The organism is Dyadobacter luteus, assembly GCF_003383615.1.
In the GTDB taxonomy this organism is placed as follows: Bacteria; Bacteroidota; Bacteroidia; order Cytophagales; family Spirosomataceae; genus Dyadobacter; species Dyadobacter luteus.
The window spans coordinates 60,160-81,555 of the sequence record NZ_QNUL01000009.1 but is presented as its reverse complement, the minus strand read 5'-3'; the positions used below and the strand labels follow the sequence as shown (position 1 = coordinate 81,555).

15 protein-coding genes are annotated in these 21,396 nt (G+C 44.5%); 5 read left to right on the top strand and 10 right to left on the bottom strand.

The window, feature by feature from the left end:
* Positions 1-67 precede the first annotated feature (67 nt).
* The 3 genes from DSL64_RS13330 to DSL64_RS13320 all read left to right on the top strand — a co-directional run bounded on the left by DSL64_RS13330 (position 68) and on the right by DSL64_RS13320 (position 2,245).
* Positions 68-760, top strand: coding sequence for a DUF2461 domain-containing protein (locus DSL64_RS13330; protein WP_115831401.1), 693 nt, complete (start codon positions 68-70; stop codon positions 758-760).
* 12 nt (positions 761-772) lie between these two features.
* Complete coding sequence (gene rlmF, locus DSL64_RS13325; RefSeq protein ID WP_310587843.1) at positions 773-1,714, top strand: 23S rRNA (adenine(1618)-N(6))-methyltransferase RlmF; 942 nt, start codon at positions 773-775, stop codon at positions 1,712-1,714.
* A gap of 117 nt (positions 1,715-1,831) precedes the next feature.
* Positions 1,832-2,245, top strand: a complete 414-nt coding sequence (locus tag DSL64_RS13320; RefSeq protein ID WP_115831400.1) for a hypothetical protein — start codon at positions 1,832-1,834, stop codon at positions 2,243-2,245.
* A gap of 6 nt (positions 2,246-2,251) precedes the next feature.
* Here DSL64_RS13320 and DSL64_RS13315 read toward each other — a convergent pair whose 3' ends face one another.
* Together DSL64_RS13315 and pruA are read right to left on the bottom strand one after the other, a co-directional pair.
* Complete coding sequence (locus DSL64_RS13315) at positions 2,252-2,668, bottom strand: hypothetical protein (protein ID WP_115831399.1); 417 nt, start codon at positions 2,666-2,668, stop codon at positions 2,252-2,254.
* Positions 2,669-2,680: 12 nt separating this feature from the next.
* Positions 2,681-4,306: an L-glutamate gamma-semialdehyde dehydrogenase gene (gene pruA, locus DSL64_RS13310; protein ID WP_115831398.1), complete on the bottom strand. Its 1,626-nt coding sequence runs from the start codon at positions 4,304-4,306 to the stop codon at positions 2,681-2,683.
* Positions 4,307-4,521: 215 nt separating this feature from the next.
* On the opposite strand from pruA, the gene DSL64_RS13305 reads away from it, so the two are divergent.
* A complete protein-coding gene (locus DSL64_RS13305; RefSeq protein WP_115831485.1) occupies positions 4,522-5,718 on the top strand; it encodes a proline dehydrogenase family protein in 1,197 nt (398 codons plus the stop codon).
* Between the two features lie 530 nt (positions 5,719-6,248).
* Complete coding sequence (locus DSL64_RS13300) at positions 6,249-7,130, top strand: AraC family transcriptional regulator (protein ID WP_115831397.1); 882 nt, start codon at positions 6,249-6,251, stop codon at positions 7,128-7,130.
* Positions 7,131-7,492: 362 nt separating this feature from the next.
* Here the strand turns inward: DSL64_RS13300 and DSL64_RS13295 are convergent, their stop codons facing one another.
* From DSL64_RS13295 to DSL64_RS13260, 8 genes are all read right to left on the bottom strand, one after another.
* Entirely contained in the window at positions 7,493-9,094 is a 1,602-nt protein-coding gene (locus tag DSL64_RS13295; protein WP_115831396.1) for an amidohydrolase family protein, read from the bottom strand.
* 65 nt (positions 9,095-9,159) lie between these two features.
* Positions 9,160-10,701, bottom strand: a complete 1,542-nt coding sequence (locus tag DSL64_RS13290; protein ID WP_115831395.1) for a S10 family peptidase — start codon at positions 10,699-10,701, stop codon at positions 9,160-9,162.
* 46 nt (positions 10,702-10,747) lie between these two features.
* Positions 10,748-12,241 (bottom strand): S10 family peptidase, encoded by a 1,494-nt coding sequence (locus DSL64_RS13285; protein ID WP_115831394.1) that lies wholly within the window; start codon positions 12,239-12,241, stop codon positions 10,748-10,750.
* 34 nt (positions 12,242-12,275) lie between these two features.
* Positions 12,276-13,841, bottom strand: coding sequence for a S10 family peptidase (locus DSL64_RS13280; RefSeq protein ID WP_115831393.1), 1,566 nt, complete (start codon positions 13,839-13,841; stop codon positions 12,276-12,278).
* A gap of 33 nt (positions 13,842-13,874) precedes the next feature.
* On the bottom strand, positions 13,875-15,260 hold the full coding sequence (locus tag DSL64_RS13275) for a RagB/SusD family nutrient uptake outer membrane protein (RefSeq protein WP_158547916.1): 1,386 nt from the start codon (positions 15,258-15,260) through the stop codon (positions 13,875-13,877).
* A gap of 11 nt (positions 15,261-15,271) precedes the next feature.
* Positions 15,272-18,325, bottom strand: a complete 3,054-nt coding sequence (locus DSL64_RS13270; protein ID WP_115831391.1) for a SusC/RagA family TonB-linked outer membrane protein — start codon at positions 18,323-18,325, stop codon at positions 15,272-15,274.
* A 515-nt stretch (positions 18,326-18,840) separates the two neighbouring features.
* Complete coding sequence (locus tag DSL64_RS13265; RefSeq protein ID WP_115831390.1) at positions 18,841-19,857, bottom strand: cytochrome d ubiquinol oxidase subunit II; 1,017 nt, start codon at positions 19,855-19,857, stop codon at positions 18,841-18,843.
* Positions 19,858-20,017: 160 nt separating this feature from the next.
* Positions 20,018-21,325, bottom strand: a complete 1,308-nt coding sequence (locus tag DSL64_RS13260) for a cytochrome ubiquinol oxidase subunit I (RefSeq protein WP_115831484.1) — start codon at positions 21,323-21,325, stop codon at positions 20,018-20,020.
* Between the last annotated feature and the right edge of the window lie 71 nt (positions 21,326-21,396).

Below are 21,396 nucleotides of genomic sequence, written 5' to 3'. Positions count from 1 at the left end.
TTGGCAAGGTTGGCAGAGTGCAAGAAGAGGTTGTAAAAATTAGTCAAGGCAATTCTTACCTTTGTACATGGCTAAAAATCAAAAAAGCATTTCAGCATCCGGTCTCGATTTTTTGAAACTGCTGAAAGACAATAATAACAGGGAGTGGTTTGGAGAACATAAAGAAATATACCTTGAGGAACTACAGAAACTCACTGATTTTGCAGATGCATTATTGGAACTGATGCAGTCGCACGATCTGATAGAGACGCCCTCGGGGAAAAAGGTGCTACACCGAATTTACCGTGATACCCGCTTTTCTAAGGAAAAAATTCCCTACAAGATAAACTTCAGCGGGAGTTTCACAAGGGCGACCAGAGCGCTGCGTGGTGGCTACTATTTTCATATAGAACCGGGAAATTGTTTTCTGGCGGGAGGATTTTACGGACCCAATGCTGAAGATTTGAAGCTGATCAGAGAAGATATCAGTTTCGATCCCAATCCCATTACAGCGATTTTGAATGCCGCGGACTTCGTAGAGACGTTTGGCACTTTGCAGGGAGAAAAATTGAAAACAACTCCCAAAGGTTTCAGTGCTGATGATCCGGCGATTGAACTGCTCAGACATAAACAGTTTTTATTGATCAGGAATTTTTCTGACCAACAGGTTATGCAACAGGATTTTTTGACAGAAGCAAATCGTACTTTCAAAAGTATGCGACCATTTTTTGATTATATGAGTATGGTTTTGAGTACGGATGGCGACGGAGTTACGATATAATTTAGGCGGATAGTGAAGAAAATACCTCATAAAAAAACTACTGAGAAGAAACCTGTTGCAGAAGAAAAAACCAATCTGCATCCGCGAAACCCGCACCGGTTCAGATACGACTTTCCTGCATTGATCAGTAGTTGTAAGGAGCTTGAAAAGTTCGTTGGCAAAAATGAATATGGTAACGATTCTGTGAATTTTGCCGACGCTGAAGCAGTCAAGACACTGAACAAGGCAATTTTAAGACATTTTTATCAAATCAGCTATTGGGATATTCCGGCAGGTTACCTGTGTCCGCCTATTCCCGGCAGAGCCGATTACATCCACTATATCGCTGATCTGCTATCGGTGGGCGGACAAGTGCCAACGGGGCAGCAGGTGAGGGGCCTGGACATAGGAACAGGAGCGAATTGTGTATATCCTATTCTTGGAACCCAAAGTTATGGGTGGTCTTTTGTTGGCGCAGAGGCGGATCAGAAAGCTTTCCGGAATGCAGAAAAGATTGTGGCTTCTAATACGCAACTGGTTTCCCTGATTGAGTGCAGGCTGCAACCCTCGGCTTCGCAGATTTTTAATGGTATTATCCAACCCGATGACCGATTTGATTTCACAATGTGCAATCCTCCGTTTCATGCTTCTATGGCGGCAGCAAGTGCAGGTACGCAACGCAAATGGAATAATTTAAAAAGAGGAAAAACGCCGGGAGGTGTTTCACTTAATTTTGGAGGACAGCAGGCTGAACTTTCTTATCCTGGCGGCGAGCAATCTTTCATTTTAAAGATGATCGGTGAGAGTGCCGAATACGGCGGCCAGTGTGGGTGGTTTACATCATTGGTTTCCAAAAAAGAAACCTTACCCGCAGCCTATAAGAAGTTGAAAACGTTGGATGTCTCAGATGTGAAGACGATCAGCATGTCGCAGGGGCAAAAAGTGAGCAGGATGCTCGCCTGGACTTTCAGATAAACACATCAGAAAAGCCTGATAAATGATGCGTTATCGAACCCATGGGTTGAAAATTTGATTGATGGGGGGTATATTTGTCAGAGTAACACATCTGATACCAATCATTTATTACTAAGCATGGATGTCATTGACTATTTACGTGACGAATTAAAAAATTATTATTCTGAGTCTTCTGAATTGTTGCTTTCGAGCCGTTTTGATAATCAACCAAGATTTAATTTTTACTTTCAGATTAAGGCAGACTGTCGTTTTTTACTCTATCTGAACTGGGATGGAGAGGGGCGTTATTTTACACTAAAATGCCTGGAATTTAGTGACGCAGCGCTATTGACACAACTTGCCTCGGATTATACAGAAAAAGGCTCCCGCGTTTTTAACATCGGTCAACCCAAATCTACCTTGTCGTTTATGTACCAGGGTAAAAACAAGCTGAATGGAACTGAGTTTAGAAACACCAATTCTTTCCCTTTTGATCGTAACAGCATGTCGGGACAAGATGTGATGCAGTGCGTAAACCCCGAATTTGTCTGAGGACGGCTATTCATTTCGATTTCGAATTGAACTGATAATGATCAATCCTCCAAGTTCTTTGAGGCCATCGCTGGTATCTATCTTGTATCGGATAAACACTTTTTGTTCAAGCTGATTAAAAGGCGGTGTTAGCTGAGCCCTGTACTCTGTGGTGTCGTTGTTGTTGATAACGTACACGAATTGACCGCCGCAGTAATTACACTTGGTGTGGTCAATTTGACCGATCACTGCGGCATGTTCTTTTGTATCTGGAGTGCGGCAGGCTAAGATGCTAAATACAAGCAGTGTCAGTATAATATTATTACGCATAGGATTGTAGAAGATGGTTGTCAGGATCAGGACGCTGTTGTAAATCAAAAGGTTGGAAATCTTGCAAACAAAAAACGGGATACAAACAAAGTCTGCATCCCGTTCACTATACATGCCCAAAGTAATTTAATCCTCTTTCAGAAAGGGGTATTGATAAGCTCTCGGTGAATCGAAAGTCTCCTTAATTGTTCGTGGAGATACCCAGCGCAACAGGTTGAGCATCGATCCCGATTTATCATTTGTGCCCGAGCCACGTGCGCCGCCAAATGGCTGCTGACCCACAACTGCACCGGTTGGTTTGTCGTTGATATAAAAATTCCCCGCAGCGTTACGAAGCTTTTTCAAAGCGAGTTCCACGCCTTCACGTTCCTGTGAAATCACAGCTCCTGTAAGCGCATAAATCGATGTGTTGTCGATCACATCCAGAATTTGCTCAAAGTCATCGTATACATATACTGATAGTACCGGTCCGAAAATTTCCTCTTCCATGGTCACATAGTGGGGATCCGAAACTTCAATAACGGTAGGGTCAATAAAATATCCTTTCGACTTATCGTACGTACCACCGGCTATAATTTCTGCCTCGGGAGAAGATTTAGCATTGTCGATATAGGTGGCAATACGGTCAAATGCTTTTTCTGAAATAACAGCGTTTACGAAATTGCTGAAATCTTCAACTGTTCCTACCTTCACTGTAGCCAGGTCGGCAAGCAATTTTTCTTTAACTGCCGGCCATATTGATTTGTGGATGTAAGCACGGGAAGCAGCTGAGCATTTCTGTCCCTGGTACTCAAACGCGCCGCGTAAAAGTGCTGTAGATACAACTTCCGGATTTGCCGACGGGTGTGCTACCACGAAGTCTTTTCCTCCTGTTTCTCCTACGATACGCGGGTAGCTTTTGTATTTATTGATGTTATTTCCGATGTTTTTCCAGATTGTCTGGAATACAGCAGTTGATCCCGTAAAATGCAGTCCGGCGAATTCACGATGAGAAAAAATGATTTCTCCCGCTTTGGGTCCGTCTACATTGATCAGGTTGATCACACCATCCGGTAAGCCGGCTTTCTGAAACACTTCCATAATCACCGCTGCGGCATACACCTGATTCTCGGATGGTTTCCAGACAATCACGTTACCCATCATAGCTGCGGATGCAGGCAGGTTACCGGAAATAGCAGTGAAGTTGAAAGGCGTAAGCGCATACACAAATCCTTCAAGAGGGCGGTAGTCGGTACGGTTCCAAACTCCTTTACCTGATACAGGTTGTTGCTTGTAGATCTCCGACATGAACGCTACATTGTAACGCAGGAAGTCGATCATCTCGCAAGCTGCATCAATTTCCGCCTGATATGCATTTTTAGACTGCCCCAGCATCGTAGCAGCGTTGATTTTATAGCGATAAGGGCCGGCAAAGAGCTCCGCAGCTTTCAGGAAGATCGCAGCCCTTGTTTCCCAGGTCGTATCTCCCCATGCCTGCTTGGCCGCGAGTGCCGCATCAATTGCCGCGGTAACATGGCTTTCGTCCCCTTCATGGTAATAACCCAGAATATGACCGTGCTCGTGAGGCGGTCTGATCTCCATTTTTTTACCAGTTCTGATCTCTTCTTTTCCTATAAACATAGGAATATCCACCACATGTGCTTTCGCCTCTTTTATAGCTTCTTTTAGTTTGAACCTTTCGGAACTTTGCGGTGCATAATCCAAAACAGGTTCGTTTTGTAATGCAGGCACCGTGAAAAATCCGTTTGTCATAGCCAGATCGTTTTAAGTTTGTACTTTATAATAAACCGATTTCATATAATAATGTTCCCTGTAGTACGCATTGGAATAATCATATATGGTGTCCAAAGGTAAAGCACCCCGGCTGATTAGATTTAATCGCAAATTATCCATATCTAATCAGAAATTGCGAAAATATTTATTCCTGCATTTCGTCGTTTACTTTTGAGGCAAATATGAAAATTGCGATGGAAAAAATATTCAATGATACCAGACAAGCCTTTGCGTACAAAACGAACGGACAGCTCAGAAAGGCATACTGGTTATTTAAAATGATGAAGTATAACTGGCTGATTTCTATCGGAACAGACTTTATTCTGAAAGCTATTGAGTGGCGTCTGCCTGTAAAGGGTTTGCTGAAAAATACGCTTTACAGCCAGTTTGTAGGAGGGGAGACCCTGGAAACGGCCACACCTGCTATCAAAAAACTGGACGAATACGACGTTGATGTAATCCTCGATTATGGTGCTGAAGCCAAGGAGGGGGAAGATAATTTTGATCTTGCAAGAGAAGAATTCATAAAGGCGATCGGTTATGCCTCATCTCAAAAAAGTATTCCTTTTATCAGCCTGAAAATTACCGCACTAGCCAGGTTCGAATTACTTGAAAAGGTCAATCCAGGTGTAGTGATCAATGAAACCGGCTTGCTCGTTGACCTGTCGTTACTGACCTCAACAGAAAGACAAGAGTGGGAGAGAGTACTTCAAAGAACATTTGCAATCTGCGATCATGCTGGAAATAAGGGTGTGGGCGTGCTCATCGACGCAGAGGAATCCTGGATACAGGACAGTATTGATGCAGTTGTGATGATGGCGATGGAGCGTTTCAATAAAAACCGCGTGGTCGTATACAATACAATACAGCTCTACCGGCATGACAAACTCTTGTTTCTGAAACAAAGTGCTGCTTTGGCTTCCGCGCGATCTTACACGTTGGCGGTGAAGCTTGTGCGTGGCGCCTATATGGAGAAAGAAAGAGCCAGGGCACAGGCCACAGGAAGCGTTTCTCCGATTCAGCCAAATAAAAATGCAACGGATCAGGATTTCAACAGGGCAGTAGAGTTTTGTCTCGCGCAACCGGAATCGATTGCGACAGTAGTAGCTACGCACAACGAAGACAGTAACATGCTGGCGCTGGACTTATTGAAGCAGGATCAATCGCGCCGGAGTATCACATTTTTTTCTCAGCTATATGGAATGAGCGATAATATTACTTTCAATCTTGCCAAGGCAGGTTTTAAAGTGAGTAAGTATCTGCCTTATGGTTCGGTAGAAGATGTGATTCCTTATTTGTTGAGGCGGGCACAGGAAAATAGCTCAGTTGCCGGACAAACCGGGAGAGAGCTGTTTCTTTTGACCAACGAAATGAAGAGGCGCGGTTTGTAGTAAACAGAAATTAACCTCAGTACGGACAAGATCAATTACGGTGACGCGCATACAGTTGTTGCGGTTAGCCATTCAAGATAAGCTTATGGGATTTGATGTTTAAATATCCCGGCAGGAATTTCTGCCGGGATTATTTTTGTCTCATACTTTGAAAAATCGTATTTCATTGAAAAACAGTGCGTAAGTCAGACGCTTTAAAAAAACTTGGTTACGGTATGTGGAAGTGTTTACCGATCAGGATAATTTTTAATTATAATTGGCGAATCTTAAACAAATATTAATCTGGCTGTTTTCATTGTCGGGATAAAATGATAATATTGGTAAAGAGTAGAGAAGGCCATACAAAAGATAAAAAATTAACGTGCAGATCTGATTGAGGAGATTGAGGTGTTTTAACGGGTAATTTCAGTTTTGGATTATAATATATAATTATCTGAATATTTATATTTTGATTCTGAATGTACCGGATTGTTTTACCTTATGCTGTTGAATAAATTCCTATAAATATTTGTAACCTTAACTAGTCCGTTATGAAAGTATTACAATTTACTCCACCTGTCCCGAAAGAAGATGCTGTCGTTATAGAGGAGGATCTGTTGCCTCACTTTTATAATTTCCTTCACCGGCACAAGGAATTACAGGTTACACTCATCATCAGAGGCGAAGGAACATTGATTGCGGGTAATTATTCTCAGGCCTTTAAGTCTGGTGATGTATACGTAATTGGTGCGAACCAGCCTCATATTTTTAAATCGGATCCTGCCTATTTTGATAATCTGGATAAACAGAATGCGCATGCAATTCATATCTTTTTTGATCTGGAACGCATTCCACAGGCATTTATGAATCTGCCGGAAATGGGGTCTATTAAGAAGTTTGTTGATTCCTGTACGACAGGTTTGCAGCTTCCCGTACAGCATACCGCCCATGTTGGGGAAGCGATCAAGAAAATGGTAGGAAAGCCTAATTTGGAAAGATTACTTTCATTATTAGAAGTATTTCAGTATTTCGCAAAAGAGGTCACAGGCTGGAAGTCGCTTTCCACAGGTTTTTCAAATTACCCGTTTCCTGAATCAGAAGGAAACAGAATGAACGACATTTTCCAATATACACTCGAAAACTATGCAGAGAATATTACGCTGAATAAAATTGCCTCTATTGCCCATATTACTCCCCATGCGTTTTGCAAGTATTTCAAGCAGCATACCAGAAAAACCTATAATAACTTCCTGAACGAAGTGAGGATTAATGAAGCTTGTAAGAAGATCATTAGTGGCGACTATGATGGGATTTCGACTATAGCCTATAAGACCGGCTTTAATAGTGCTATCAATTTCAACAGGGTTTTTAAGAAAACTACTGGTATGTCTCCGAGTGATTATAAAAAGGAATTCAGACATAAATCGGCTTAGTAATCTGATCTCCTTATACTTTTTGCTCAACCACTACAGGGTTGTTGTGTTAGGAAATCTTATTTGTTACCCGAACCCCGGATTTGCATCCGGGGCTAATGGTATTCAATCCCTGTGGGATTGTCGGGTGGTAAAATTGAGCCGGAAAGTGTATTTTACGCTTACTGTCTGATTATCAGGTAGAATTCATTTGCAATGATGTCGGTATTGGAGATATCAATGCCAGCGGAAATCCGGCGGGTTTCAATATGAATAGTCAGGGATGCAATCCCTGGCTATTCATATTGAAACTTACTACAACTCTTGTGTAAGGGTTGAATATCAAATTTTACGTATGTCTATTACCGTTAATTTTTCGCTATCTATTTCTTTGGCTCCACACCAGGTTGGGTGATTTTAAAACCTGCAGCTGCCTTATCCTCCTCGACTAATCTTTTTACATCGGCTAGAAGCTTCTTGGCATCATAAATAATGCCGTCTTTGATGGTATACTTTACACCCCCAACTCTTGTGATCTTGTTTTCCTTAGTCAGTTTAATGGCACCGGTACCGTAGAGCACCTGCAGATTTTTAAGCGGATTTTCTTCAACCAAAACAAAATCTGCCAGTTTTCCTACTTCTACACTGCCCAGCTCTTTATCCAGTCCTAATGACTCAGCTCCGTTCAAGGTGGCAGATTTAATAACTTCCAACGGATGAAATCCAGCTTCGCGAAGCAGTTCCAGTTCTCTGACAAATGCGAAGCCGTACAGCTCATAAATAAAACCTGCGTCGGTGCCGGTTGTTACACGACCCCCGCGGTTTTTGTATTCATTGATAAATGCCATCCATAGTCTGTAATTTTCTTTCCACTGAATTTCCTGCTCGGTTCCCCAAGAATGCCAGTAGGAGCCGTGTGAATTCCAGCTTGGCGCGTAAAAGCTCCAAACCTGAGGCATGGTGTAATCCTCATGCCACTCAGCTCTTCTGGCACGCATCAAGTCCCGATTGGCCTCATAAATATTCAAGGTGGGAGACAATGTAAAGTCCAGGGAGAGAAGTTCGTTCATTACTTTGTTCCAACGATCAGAGAAGGGTGGGGCAGCCTGTTTCCAGAGTGTGCCTGCTTCGCCAAACCGATCCTGCTCATTGGTGTAATTGTAATCCAGCGAATAATTCTGAACGGTTCTGTCCGTAAAAAGTGCCTCAGGAAGTCCGTACCAATGTTCCATAGAGTTCAGGCCTGCACGGGCACTGTTCATTACATTCCATCTGCCCACATCGGTCTGTGAATGGTGCATCATCGAGCGCAGTCCCAGTTTCTTGTTCTCGTCCAGAGCGGCAGTCATAATTTCCGGAGCTGCGCCGAAGAATTTGATACCGTCTGAACCTGCCTTTGCATTGTTTCTAACCCATTGACGGGCTTGTTCTGGTGTGGAAATGGGATCGTTACTTCCTAAACCAAAGCGGGAGTAAGCTTTGATGCGAGGCGCTGTGATCAAATTTTTGCTACTTTTCTCTTTCTGATCCAAAGTCCATTCCAGACCGTTCATGCTACCCGGTTCTGCTATGGTAGTTACCCCATGAGCCATCCAAAGTTTGAAAACATACTCCGCATGTGCCCCTTTTGAACCACCTCCGATGTGCGCGTGCGTATCTACGAAACCAGGTAAAAGGTACATGCCCTCAGCCTGTAGTTCTTTTCCTCCGGCCTTTAAAGCGGGCCTGCGCTTTGGATCAATGGGTAGCGTGGTATTTCCCACCGTGGTGATACTTACGATTCTGTTTTTCTCCACCACGATATCTACCGGGCCGATGGGAGGTGAAAGTGTACTATTGATAAGTGTCGCACCGCGTATAATGAGCTGGTTGTAGGGACCATCTCCTTCTTTGATTTCAGGCGCTTTTTTTGTGGCTTGTCCCGCTGCATTGATATGCAGGAAAAGTCCAAGCGCCAGGGCTGTCCATTTGTATAAGTTGCGCATAATAAGATTGGATTAAAGTAAAATGAGTTTGCAGCTCTTTGGCTACAAACTCATTTATTGTTTTATTAATACTTGGCAGGTTGACCTGGTTTTGGCGTCGCCTTTTTAATAAAATCGCGAAGGTCGTTGTTTGCCGATACCAGGTCTTCCTGGCGCAGATACATCATGTGTCCGCTTCTATAGCCTTTCCAGTCCATTCTTGCTTTAAGTTTTCCGGATGGATCCATTTGCCACATGTTGTTTTGAGCGTTGAAATAATCACATGCTCCATCGTAATACCCGGATTGAACCAGCAAGTGCAGATAAGGGTTTTGAGCCATCGCCTGGCGCAGATTCTCTCCTGTTTTATCGGTATCTTCTCCTGATCTTGACCACGGATGAACAGGGCCGAACATGAAATACTTCAGATCTGTCTTGTAGCCCAATACTTCACGGAAGTAATAGTTGATCGGGGGCGTGAATGAGTGCAGCCATGAAGTCAATTCAGCAGCATAATCTGGTCTGTCACCTGAGTCCTCTTTGTCAATACCCAAATAACGCGAATCCAGACGGCCAACTGTGAATCCTTTGTCTCTCAGTAGCTCTTTCCAGAAAAATTGTGGTGGGATCATCAGATTGTGCTCCATTACCACTTTTTCCGATAAGCCTGAAAAACGAGCAATTTTGGTGGCCATAGCCTTACGTTTTGCCGGATCCAGCGCTCCGCCCATAGCCAGTGCAGGGATCAATTCATTTGTTGTGAATTGCTCTACTTCGGGCAGCATCTGTACTAGATCTTTTTGCTGAAGGTCGGTGGCCAGAACTTTGTGATGCCATGCCGTTGCTGCATAGTACGGAAGCATGTTTGCAGATCCTACAGGTCCTTTGCGGTCAATTCCAAGATTCGTAGGTGATACCAGCACAACACCATTCAGATACATCCAGTTGGCGTTTTGCAATTCCAGGGCAAGTCCGGAAACACGGTTGGTACCATAGCTTTCGCCGATCAGATACTTGGGAGACAACCAGCGGTTCTTACGGCTTACAAATGTATTCAGCCAGTCGGCCAGATACTTGATATCTGCATTAACGCCGAAAAATTTGGATTTGGGTACATCCTTTCCTGCCATGCGCGAGTATCCTGTATTGACCGGATCAATATAGATAATGTCTGCAATGTCAAGAATGGAGTTTGGGTTCTCTTTTACCGAATAAGGCATTAAAGGATATCCTTCACTGTCAACATTCAGAAGCTTAGGTCCTGTATAGGCCATGTGCATCCATACTGAAGCTGTACCAGGACCACCATTAAAAGAAATAACCAAAGGCCGCGTTTTTCTGTCTTTTATGTCAGACCTTTCGTAGTAGGTGTAAAATACGCCGGCTATCGCCTTTCCAGCCTCATCCCATACAGGCTGAGTACCCACGGTAACTGAGTAAGGAATTTTAGCACCTTTGATGGTAACTGTATGGTTAAGCGTAGTAGTAGAATCCAGGATTAACTTCACTGGTTTCGGTTCACCTGCTGCTTTAATTTCTGGTTTTGGTGCGGGTGGTACTGGTTTCTGAGCGGCCAGCGGGCTTAAAGTGGCAATGGATAGCATCGCCATAATAAATATTTGCTTCATAATTTTTTAGACTGAATGTGAATTACAATTGCGACTGAATGTGACACTACCGACTGTATTTTGCCGGCTGATCTGGTTTCGGAGTAGTTTTTTTAATGAACTCTCTCACGTCCTCATTAGAGGTAACCAGGTCTTCTGTACGCAAATACATCATGTGTCCGCTTCTATAGCCCTTCCAGTCAAAACGGCTCTGGAATTTCCCACCGGGATCCATTTGCCACATGTTAAACTTCGCATTGAAATAATCACAGGCTCCGTCATAATAGCCGGATTGTGTAAGTACGTGCAGGTAAGGATTTTGTGCAACAGCCTGGCGCAGGTTTTCGCCGGTCATATCTGTATTGGCTCCTTCTCTGTCCCAGGGGCGGGTTTGGCCAGCCACGAAGTATTTTAAATCTGTCTTGTATCCAAGCACCTCGCGCAGGTAATAGTTGATGGCGGGTGTGAAGCTGTGCTGCCATGAGGTGTTTTCGGCAGAATAATCAGGTCTTTCTCCTGCTGTTTCTTTATCTATCCCCAGATATCTTGAATCCAGACGGCCAATGTTATAGCCCTTGTCACGAAGTAGTTCTTTCCAAAAGAATGGAGCGGGAACCATCAGGTTATGTTCCAGAATTACCTTTTCTGATATACCAGCGTATTTGGACATTTTAGCGGCAATCGCCTTTTTCTTTTCCGGTTCCAGAAATCCTCCTTTTGTGATCGCCGGGAGTAGTTCGTTGATCGTAAATTGCTCCACTTCCGGTAGCATCGCTGTCAGGTCTTTATTTTGTAGCTCAGGAGCCAGTACTTTGTGGTGCCAGGCGGTAGCTGCAAAGTAAGGCAGCAGGTTAGCTGCTGCCACCTGACCTCCCCGGTCTAAGCCAAGAGAGGTTGGCGACACCAGTACTACTCCGTTCAAGTACATCCAATGTGAGTTTTGCAATTCCAGAGCCAAACCGGATACGCGCGTAGTGCCGTAGCTTTCTCCGATCAGGTACTTGGCAGCACTCCATTTGTTTTTTCTGGTAACAAAATTATTGATCCACTCTGCCAGGTATTTGATATCCGCATTTACACCAAAGAATTTAGATTTCGGGATAGAATCATTGGCGGCTCTTGAAAATCCTGTGTTAACAGGCTCAACATAGACGATATCTGCCACATCAAGAATAGAATTGGGATTGTCCTGAATTCCATAAGGTTGCACAGGGTACCCTTCATCGTCAATAAGAAGGCGTTTTGGGCCGGTGTAGCCCAGGTGCATCCAGCAGGAGGCTGCTCCGGGTCCCCCATTGAAGGAGATCACTAAGGGGCGGTTTTCCCGGTTAGGTACATCTGTTCTTTCATAGTAGACATAGAAAAGGCTGGCTATAGCCTTGCCATTTTCGTCCCATACCGGCTGGTTGCCGGCCGTTGCCGAATAGGCAACTTTTTGTCCTTTGATGGTTACCTGATCTTTGGTGACCACGTCAGTGTCGAACTTAATCGTGCGGTTCTGCCCGAAGCTGGCGAATGCCGTCATCGTGCAAAACAGACCAATAGTTAAGAGTTTTTTCATACGGCTTTTGTTAAAATTTGAAATAGTATTTGGGTTATTTGCTTAGGAAACTGTCGTAGAACTGGCCTACGTTTTTCTTCATATCGACCAGCGATGGCTTGTGAATGTACATCATGTGACCCGCTTCGTAAAAGCTCATAGTAATGTTTTTGCGCAATTCTTTCGGCAAATACATATGGTCGAAAGTATATTGGGTTGCAAAATAAGGAGTTGCCAGGTCATAGTATCCATTCAAGACGGTGACCTTAAGGGATGGATTTTTTGTCATCGCAGACCGTAACGTCTCTGCAACGTTTAGATACTGGTTTTGTACGTTATTGTAATTCCAGGGGCGAACACGGAAGCCGGAAAGAACTTCGTACGGCAAATCGTTCTCATAATTCAGCTCCTTTTTTACATAGCTGTTGATAGCCATTGCGTACGGACCGGTGATCTCGTTGTTGGATGGATCCGAGGCAAATCGCTCACCTGCATTATCATATTCATGACCTGTGAAGCGGCCATCGAGCCGACCTACAACCAATCCTTCGTTTCTTCTGAGTTCTTTCACAAATCTGAAGATGACAATACGGAGATTGGTGTTGATGATGTACTGTTTGCTAAGGCCCGTATAGGTGGCGAGTTTGATGGCCAGACTTTCGACTTCAGCGTCAGTAAGCTTATCACCTTTCATTAATGCCGTACTATATTCGCCCAGTGAAAATTCTTCAACTTCCTTCAAAAAGGTTCTTAAGTCTTTGTACTTAGGATCGATTTTCTTGTGATACCATGCGATGGCCGCATAAGTCGGAAGAAATAGCGGATAAGGGAGATCGTTTCCTATGTTGAACTGCGCAGTCTGGAAATTCAGGATAGATGAGATCAGAACGATTCCATTCAGATAATAACCGTACCGATCACTGAGGTAGCCGGATAGTCCCGCTGACCGGGTAGTTCCGTAGCTTTCTCCAGCCAGAAATTTTTGAGATCCCCATCGGCCATTACGCGACGTCCACAGACGTATGAAATCTCCCACACTTTGAATATCTTCCTCATATCCAGTGAATATCTTCTTGTCTATTCCTTCTGCCGGACGGCTGTAGCCGGTTTCGATCGGGTCAATAAATACAAGATCTGTCTTATCTAGCCACGAGTATTCATTGTCTACCACCGTGTATGGAGGCTCCTCTGCTTCTCCACTATCCTGCATACGTATTCTTCTGGGTCCGAGTGCTCCCATATGCACCCACAAAGAAGCCGAACCGGGTCCGCCGTTGTAAGCAAATGTGACGGGCCTTTTGGCTGCATCCGGCTCTCCATCTTTGGTATAGGCAATCGAAAATACCTTACCCAATGCCTTTCCGTTTTCATCGTGCAGAATCGTATATCCAACTGTTGCTGTGTAGCTAATGTTTTTGCCATTGATCGTCACACTATGTTTGGTAACAGACTTGGGTGGATCGTATTTGGCCCACTGGTTATTATCTGCCTGGTGATATTGTGTTTCCGGCGCTTTGTTACTGATCTTTTCTGCGTCCTTGCCTGGTTTTTCCTGGGCAAGAACAGCAGAGAAAGAGAAAAGAAGTGCTCCCGAAAGAAGCGAAATCGATTTGATACTCATACTCTATGGATAATTAAATGCAAAACACTTGTACTAACGGTAAGCTTCATTTTGAACCAGTTTTGTGTTCGTACGCATTTCCGCCGAAGGAATTGGCAACACCTGTTTGCCTGGTATACGAATCGAGTAAGAAGGTAAGCTTCCTTTTGATCTTACCACATTGGCAAATACCGTAAGCGCATTTCCGCGGCGTATTACATCAAACCAACGGTGCCCTTCACCTACAAACTCCAGTTTGCGCTCTTTGATAATTGCATCAATCAGTGCATCTTTTCCCGAGGCGGCTGAAGCTGTAACACCCGCTCTTGCTCTTACCACGTTCAGGTCTGCAAGTGCTCCGCTCAGATTATTTTGCTCGGCTCTTGCCTCGGCACGGATCAGGTATTGCTCGGCACGTCTTAAAATCTGGATGTTATCAGCATTTTGTGCAGTGTTCCATTTGGTAGTATAATAGGTGTTAGTAATTGAATTCAGGGCAGTCAGCTTCCCTCTGGCATCTGCAGGATCAGCAGTCATTTCCCTGTAAGTGGCATCGTGAAGCGCAGTACCACCCCGTCCGCTTAGGTTAGATGGGTAATACCATTGTCTTAGTCCGGCGCCATCAGTAGCGTTGAATTGCAACTCGAACAGGGACTCTGCTGTATTTTTACTTCTGAAAGCTGTTTCAAATGCTACGCTCAGAGGAAGGTTTCCAATCGCTTCAGTAGCATATTGTTCTGCCTTATCCCATTGCCGGTTGTAGAGATAGTAACGGGCAAGTAGCGCACGGGCAGCAGGTTTTGTCGCCTTGGCTTTGCTGAGTTCATTGGAGCTTCTTGTCTCTGGCAATTTGGCAATGGCTTCCAATAAATCCCTTTCAACCTGATCGTAAGTCTCGCGCAGTGTATTACGGGGTACGAAATCTTCATCTGTTATACCTACAGATGGAGTCAGCTTCAGTACCACACCGTCAGTTCCGTATACATTGGGTATGCCACCAAAGAAACGGGCAAGATCAAAGTAGGAGAGAGCACGCACAAAATACCCTTGTCCCATCAGGTCATCTTTGTTGGCCTGTGCGATGGTCATGCCCGGAACGTTCCCAATAACGCTATTGGCTATATCGACACAACGATACAAGGAAGTGTAAAGGTCATCCACTTCAGAATTGTCTGCGCTGAAGTTGAATTCGTCTGCAGAATTCAAGGCATCCCAGGTATCTATTTGCTGTGACATATCAGAGGCTACATCACTGATTACCTGTACACGCCACATGTACACAGTTTGCAGGTTGTTGTACATTCCGTTCACGACTCCTTCAGCATTATTCAGGCTTGTGAAAGCCTGATTGCTACTAATTTGCGAGAGTGGTTCGATGTCCAGGACATTACATGCTGAAACCGATCCAAGTATGATTGCTGCTGTGATGAATTTTTTCATGATCCTGTTCATTAAAAAGTTAAGTTGATTCCCCCCATCCATACACGTGGCTGTGGCATTACACCCTGGTCGATTCCCTGAATCGTTTCAGACGGACTTACAGAAACTTCGGGGTCGAGTCCTGTGTACTTGGTGAAGGTGAGCACGTTCTGTCCTGACACATATACTCTCAAACTACCGATTCCAATTTTTGATGTCAGAGACTTAGGTACTGCATAACCAAGTGAAATGTTTTTCAGTCGCAGGTACGAAGCATCTTCAATGTGGCGTGAGGGGCGGAAGTTGGTATCGTAGTTCTTACGGGCAAGACGTGGAATGTCTGTTTTATCGCCCGGCTGCTGCCAGCGGTCAAGCTGCTGTGCGCTATATCCGGTTGTACGTTCTCCACCATGCTCGAAGAAATAACGGTTGTAGTTGAATACATCATTGCCATAGCTATACTGAATGAATGCCATCAAGTCAAAGCCTTTGTAGTTGAAAGTATTAGTGAGTCCGCCCTGGAAATCCGGCCATGCATTTTGTCCTGTCAGGAAGCGGTCAGTGTTTACATTGAAAACTTCGTCATTTCCGGTGTTCCAGATGATGTCGCCGGTTTGCTCATCTACACCGAGCTGCTCATGAACATAGAAGGAAAACAAGGGATAGCCTTCTTCGATCCGCACGTATTCACGGGAGAAAAGTGTGATGGGTGCAGCCAGTTTTTTAACAAGGTTCTTATTTCGTGATAAGTTAAACGCAATGTTCCATGAGAATTTTTCGGTTTGAACAGGGGAAGCATTAATTCCAATTTCAAATCCTTTGTTCTCCATCTCTCCATAGTTTTGAAGCAATGTACTGTAGCCGGTTGAACGCGGCACAGGTACCTCCAAAAGCATGTCTTTGGTTTGTTTGTTATAATAATCGAATGTTACGTTAAGCTTGTCGTGGAATAATCCCACGTCCACCCCAAAGTCAAGCTGTGCGGTTGTCTCCCATTTCAGGTCCGGATTGGCCAGCTGGATCGGGTTAAAGCCCGGGTAATCCGCATAAGCCGCTGAGCCGCCAGCTCCCGGCGTTACACCACCTCCACCACGAAGACCACCTCTTTGGCCTCCCCACAGTCCCAGAGATGCAAAGTTGCCGATACCTCCCTGATTACCTGTTACACCATAACTGGCTCTTACTTTCAATTCTGAAATAGCTTTTACATTCTTCATGAAATTTTCCTCGGAAACAGCCCACCCCACAGATGCTGACGGGAACATACCCCAGCGGTTGTTAGCTCCGAAACGAGAAGACCCGTCGTAGCGCAGGTTACCGGTAAACAGGTATTTTTTGGCAAAATCATAATTCACCCGCCCGAAGAAAGAGGAAATACCCCAGGCAGTTTCGTCGGCAGTGCTGTTTTTTACGGCTGCAGCAGCAATGGTTCGGAAACTGTTACTCGGAAATCCGCTACCAGTCGCTGAAGTGGAATTGCTTACATTTTTTTGGAGTGTATTACCGATCAGAATGTTCAGGTTATGTTTGCCGGCAATTCTGGTTTGGTAGGTAAGGACGTTCTCGTTTATCCAGTTGAAGTCTCTTACAACACTGTTGGTTGCAGTACCGCCAACACCCGCACCTGCGGTCAGATTGGTATTTGAATATTGATTTTCAGATATATAGTTGTTGTCAAGGCTCCAGTTTGTTCTGAAGACAAGCCCATTTGCTATTTTCCAGTCACCATATACATTACCGATGATACGGTCTGTATTCATCAAATAATCCGTTTCGTTTACAATCGCAACCGGACTTTCCCAAACCGGACGGTTGTAGGTACCGTCTGCATTGTAGATCGGAATGTTACTTGGGTAGAAAAAGGCATTTGCTAAAGCTGAGTTGATATTATTTCCATTCTGGATACGGTTACGTTTGCTGGTCGAGTAGAATATACTCGTCCCCAGTTTGATCGCATCTGAGGCGTTAAAGTCAAGATTTGTTCTAAATGTTTTACGGTCAAATAGCGTGGGTTTCATAATACCCTCTTGTTTGAAAGTGTTCCCTGAAACCAGATACTTGATTTTCTCATTTCCTCCTGACACTGATGCGTCTATGTTGTACAGAGCACCGCGTTGCATGATCGGATCAATCCAGTTCGTATTGATCGCACCATCCGGATTTGCATAAGGTGCCCGGTAAGCTGCACCTGAAGGATTGAGCGCTGTGAGTGACCCGTAGGTGTCCACCCAGTTATTAGCCGATGCTTCATTTTGTAGTCTCTCAAAAGTAGGTCCATCTACCCTCAGATCGTTAGGGTCTTTCCATGCCTTAGATGTTCCGACGTAGGAGGAAATGGATATGGTAGGTTTCCCTGCTTTACCTCTTTTCGTTGTAATCAGGATAACCCCGTTCGCGGCGCGTGCACCGTAAATAGCTGTTGCAGATGCATCTTTGAGAATCTCCATGGATTCAATATCAGATGGGTTCAGGTCGGCAAGCGGGTTGCTGGGTTGGCCGAAAGTGGATCTGGCCAGGTTTTGAGATACGATAGGTACTCCATCGATTACGTAAAGAGGCTCTGAACTTGCGTTGATTGAAGTAGCGCCTCGCACGCGTACCATAATGGCACTTCCAGGCTCACCTGAACCGGCACTTACCTGCACGCCCGGGCTTCGTCCTTGCAGAAGTTGGTCAGGACTGGGACTTGGGATATTTTTGATTTGCTCTGCGGATACGGATGAAATAGCGCCTGTCACTGTCCGGCGGTTTTGCTCTCCATATCCTACAACAACCAGTTCTTGTAGCGCTTTGGCTTCAGCCACCAGCGTAATCTTGTAGTTGGTTTGGGATGTGACGGGAATTTCCTGGGTTGTGTATCCTATAAAGGAAGCGACCAGTTTTGCACCTTGCGAAACGTCGATTTTGAACTTGCCGTCCACATCGGTTTGTGTTCCCGTCGAAGTTCCTGAAACACGTATTGTTACCCCCGGCATAGGTAAGTTATCTTCCTTCGCCACAACCACACCGGAAATTGAACTCGTCTGTGCTTTCACGACCGTTGTCATGAGAAGTAGCAACAGTAACCATGGTAATTTAGCTCTCATAAGTCTTTCTGGTTTATGTTTACTTTGGTTAAAGTAACTAAAAAGAAAAATGACAATTTGCTCTGTTACAGGCTACTTGCGGCTTTCAGTTAATATCGTTTTAAGATGCGATAATTTTGGTAAAAGGAGCGTAATATTTGTGAGGTTTTATTTTGGGTATTTATGTAATTGAAAAATTAAATTTTGAGTAAACGGTTATGTCTAATCTATTGTATTTTAAGTTTTGAAATTGTACTTAAAATATTCTGTATTTATTAGGAATCATTTTAACCAATGAATTATTTAACTTTTCAAAGAAGTACAGGTGGCTTCAGATATTTTGGAAACTATAGTTAGCAGGTGATTTAATGCAGAAAGGTGAGAGATGAAAGCGGGTTAATATGTTACAGGAAATGGAGTATATCTGTTTATTTTGATCCATTGAAATACGCAGTCACTTGCTTATATTATTGCCTGATAAAAGGAGCGGTCCTGCTGTTTGGATCAGCAGGACTTTCAGGCCTAAGTCTTAAATATTAATGAGCCTGAGAAGCTCCTTTTTTCTGGAAACTGTAAATCAGATAGAACAGGGCGGGTAAGATTAAAATACTACCCAACAGCAGAGCCATACCCAGTGTGTACACCGTCTTTTCATGTCCGCTATGTTCGAGCAGTGAGAGGTATCCCCCGTTTTTAAGAAGAACAATATTTGGGAAGTGTCTGTATGTAGTTGTAATCAGAATCATCGTCACCTGAAAACCGGCAAGCGGTCTGAGCAGACCAATCCTGCCCTGGTAGAGCAAATACCACATCAACACCAGCGAGAGCGTAGCAAAAAGGATTGCAATCCTGCCTACCCAGTTTCCGAATACCCAGTCGAGCAAGGGAATGTTTTCCGCGAAAGCAGCTGCGAATACCAGAATCCCGCACAAAACAGCAGCGATGTTAAAGAACTGGGCTTTATGCGCAAATCTGAGCCGGTCATGATCGTTATCTGTTTCTCCGATCAGATATACAGAAGCAAGAAATCCGCAGATAGCTGCCGTAAACAAGCCGACCGCAACAGCAAACCAGTGCAGCCATGAGAATATGTAGGCGTCAAGAAAGCTTGTCGCCTTTGTATCTATATGTCCGGAAACCGCACTGCCGGCAATGATTCCTAAAAACAACGGAGTGATGAAGCTGGACCAGGCGAATATAGGATTGTACAGGTTTTGCATGTCGTCCTCAACGGCATCATAATGTCTGAATGTAAATGCAGTTCCTCTCGCGATAATTCCCAGGAGCATTACCGTGAGCGGAATATGCAGGTGCACCGACATGGTAGTGTAGATAACAGGAAAGCCTACAAAGAGAATCACGATGGCAATAATGAGCCACATGTGGTTCGCTTCCCAGATAGGTCCAATGGCAGAATAAAGCGTTTTACGGGTTACTCCTTTATTTTTTCTGGAGGTAAAAAGCTCAATAATCCCAGCACCGAAATCTGCTCCTCCCAACAGAAGATAAAGCAAAATCGAAGCCCATAGGTAGGTAATGACTACGTATAACACCTTTTTTAATGGTTAGTTGTTAATGCTGACCATAGACGACGGACTATTGTCCACACATCCTGGCACTTTCTAAATTGGAAAACACCCCGGAAATGGCTACGTGGTTATTCGCCGTTCCGGAACTGTCTTTTAAATTCTGTAATCTCTCGATAGCCGATAGCTAATCATTATACAGCCTTCCCACCATCTTAATCTGCCTGTAAAGCATAAATGCAACAAAAACGGCCAGTGAGGCATACACTGCGGAAAAAGTATAAAACGAATAGACAATACCAGGCATAGGCGTTACAGCGTCGGCGGTACGCATGATGCCGTTGATAATCCAGGGCTGTCTGCCTACCTCAGTTACGGTCCATCCGGCTTCCACGGCGATAAATCCAAGTGGGGTTGCAATTACAAAGAGTTTAAAAAGCAAAGGATGTGAAAGCCAGTCCCTTTTTTTCCATAATGCCAGAAAGTAAATGGCCGCAACAAGCATCATCAGCATACCCGTTCCTACCATAATCTGGAAGGCGTAGTGTGTGATGGCGACAGGCGGGTGATCCTTTTTAGGTATGCGGTCCAGGCCCGTAACTTCGGAGCTAAAATCTCCATGCGCCAGAAAACTCAGAAATCCCGGTAGTTTGACAGCATATTTAACTTCCTGTTTTTCTTCGTCAGGAATACCACCCACAATCAGCGCAGCAGACTTTTCAGTATGAAAGTGTGCTTCCATTGCAGCGAGCTTGGCAGGTTGCCTTTCTGCAACATCCTTGGCAGATATGTCGCCGCTTAATGGTTGTATTAAAGCGGCTGTACAGCCAAAGAGCGCTGCAATTTTAAATGATTTACTATGAAAGAGCACGTTGTTCCCTTTGAGGATCATCAGTGCATGAACGCCGGCTACCGCAAAACCAGTAGCGACAAACGCCGCAATTGTCATGTGCAGCGCCTGAGAAAACCATGCATCATTAAACATGGCTTTGATAGGGTCAATGTTGATATATTCTCCGTTTACGTAGTCGAATCCGGCAGGACTATTCATCCACGCATTGGCTGCGACCACCAAAATACCGGATGCGAGTCCGCTGACGCCAACGATAACACCAGTGAACCAGTGAAACCATTTGTTGAATCTGTCCCAGCCATACAGATAAAAGCCAAGAGCAATCGCTTCGATAAAAAATGCTGTTCCTTCCAGGGAGAATGGCATTCCGAAAATGGGCCCGGCATGTTTCATAAACTCGGGCCATAGCAGCCCGAGCTCAAAAGAAAGTACGGTGCCCGATACTGCGCCTGTAGCAAAGAAGATAGCTACGCCTTTACTCCAGGCTTTTGTTACATTTTTGTAAACGTTCTCGTTTGTTCTCAGATAGTAATAGTGGGATACGGCCATAAAAAAGGGCATCACCATACCAATGCAGGAAAATATAATGTGAAAGCCCAGAGAAAGAGCCATCTGCGAGCGGGCAGCTATGAAATCGTCCATAAGATACAAAAGTGAAGTATTCGCCATGCTTGCCAGAGCCCTTTTGAGGTCCTCCAGACAATCGTTCAAAG

Coding starts and splice junctions, on each gene's coding strand:
- DSL64_RS13315 (WP_115831399.1), bottom strand. CDS start 2,668: ATGTATAGTGAACGGGATGCAGACTTTGTTTGTATCCCGTTTTTTGTT.
- DSL64_RS13270 (WP_115831391.1), bottom strand. CDS start 18,325: ATGAGAGCTAAATTACCATGGTTACTGTTGCTACTTCTCATGACAACG.
- DSL64_RS13260 (WP_115831484.1), bottom strand. CDS start 21,325: ATGGACGATTTCATAGCTGCCCGCTCGCAGATGGCTCTTTCTCTGGGC.
- DSL64_RS13280 (WP_115831393.1), bottom strand. CDS start 13,841: ATGAGTATCAAATCGATTTCGCTTCTTTCGGGAGCACTTCTTTTCTCT.
- DSL64_RS13300 (WP_115831397.1), top strand. CDS start 6,249: ATGAAAGTATTACAATTTACTCCACCTGTCCCGAAAGAAGATGCTGTC.
- DSL64_RS13275 (WP_158547916.1), bottom strand. CDS start 15,260: ATGAAAAAATTCATCACAGCAGCAATCATACTTGGATCGGTTTCAGCA.
- DSL64_RS13305 (WP_115831485.1), top strand. CDS start 4,522: ATGGAAAAAATATTCAATGATACCAGACAAGCCTTTGCGTACAAAACG.
- DSL64_RS13295 (WP_115831396.1), bottom strand. CDS start 9,094: ATGCGCAACTTATACAAATGGACAGCCCTGGCGCTTGGACTTTTCCTG.
- DSL64_RS13320 (WP_115831400.1), top strand. CDS start 1,832: ATGGATGTCATTGACTATTTACGTGACGAATTAAAAAATTATTATTCT.
- DSL64_RS13290 (WP_115831395.1), bottom strand. CDS start 10,701: ATGAAGCAAATATTTATTATGGCGATGCTATCCATTGCCACTTTAAGC.
- pruA (WP_115831398.1), bottom strand. CDS start 4,306: ATGACAAACGGATTTTTCACGGTGCCTGCATTACAAAACGAACCTGTT.
- DSL64_RS13285 (WP_115831394.1), bottom strand. CDS start 12,241: ATGAAAAAACTCTTAACTATTGGTCTGTTTTGCACGATGACGGCATTC.
- DSL64_RS13330 (WP_115831401.1), top strand. CDS start 68: ATGGCTAAAAATCAAAAAAGCATTTCAGCATCCGGTCTCGATTTTTTG.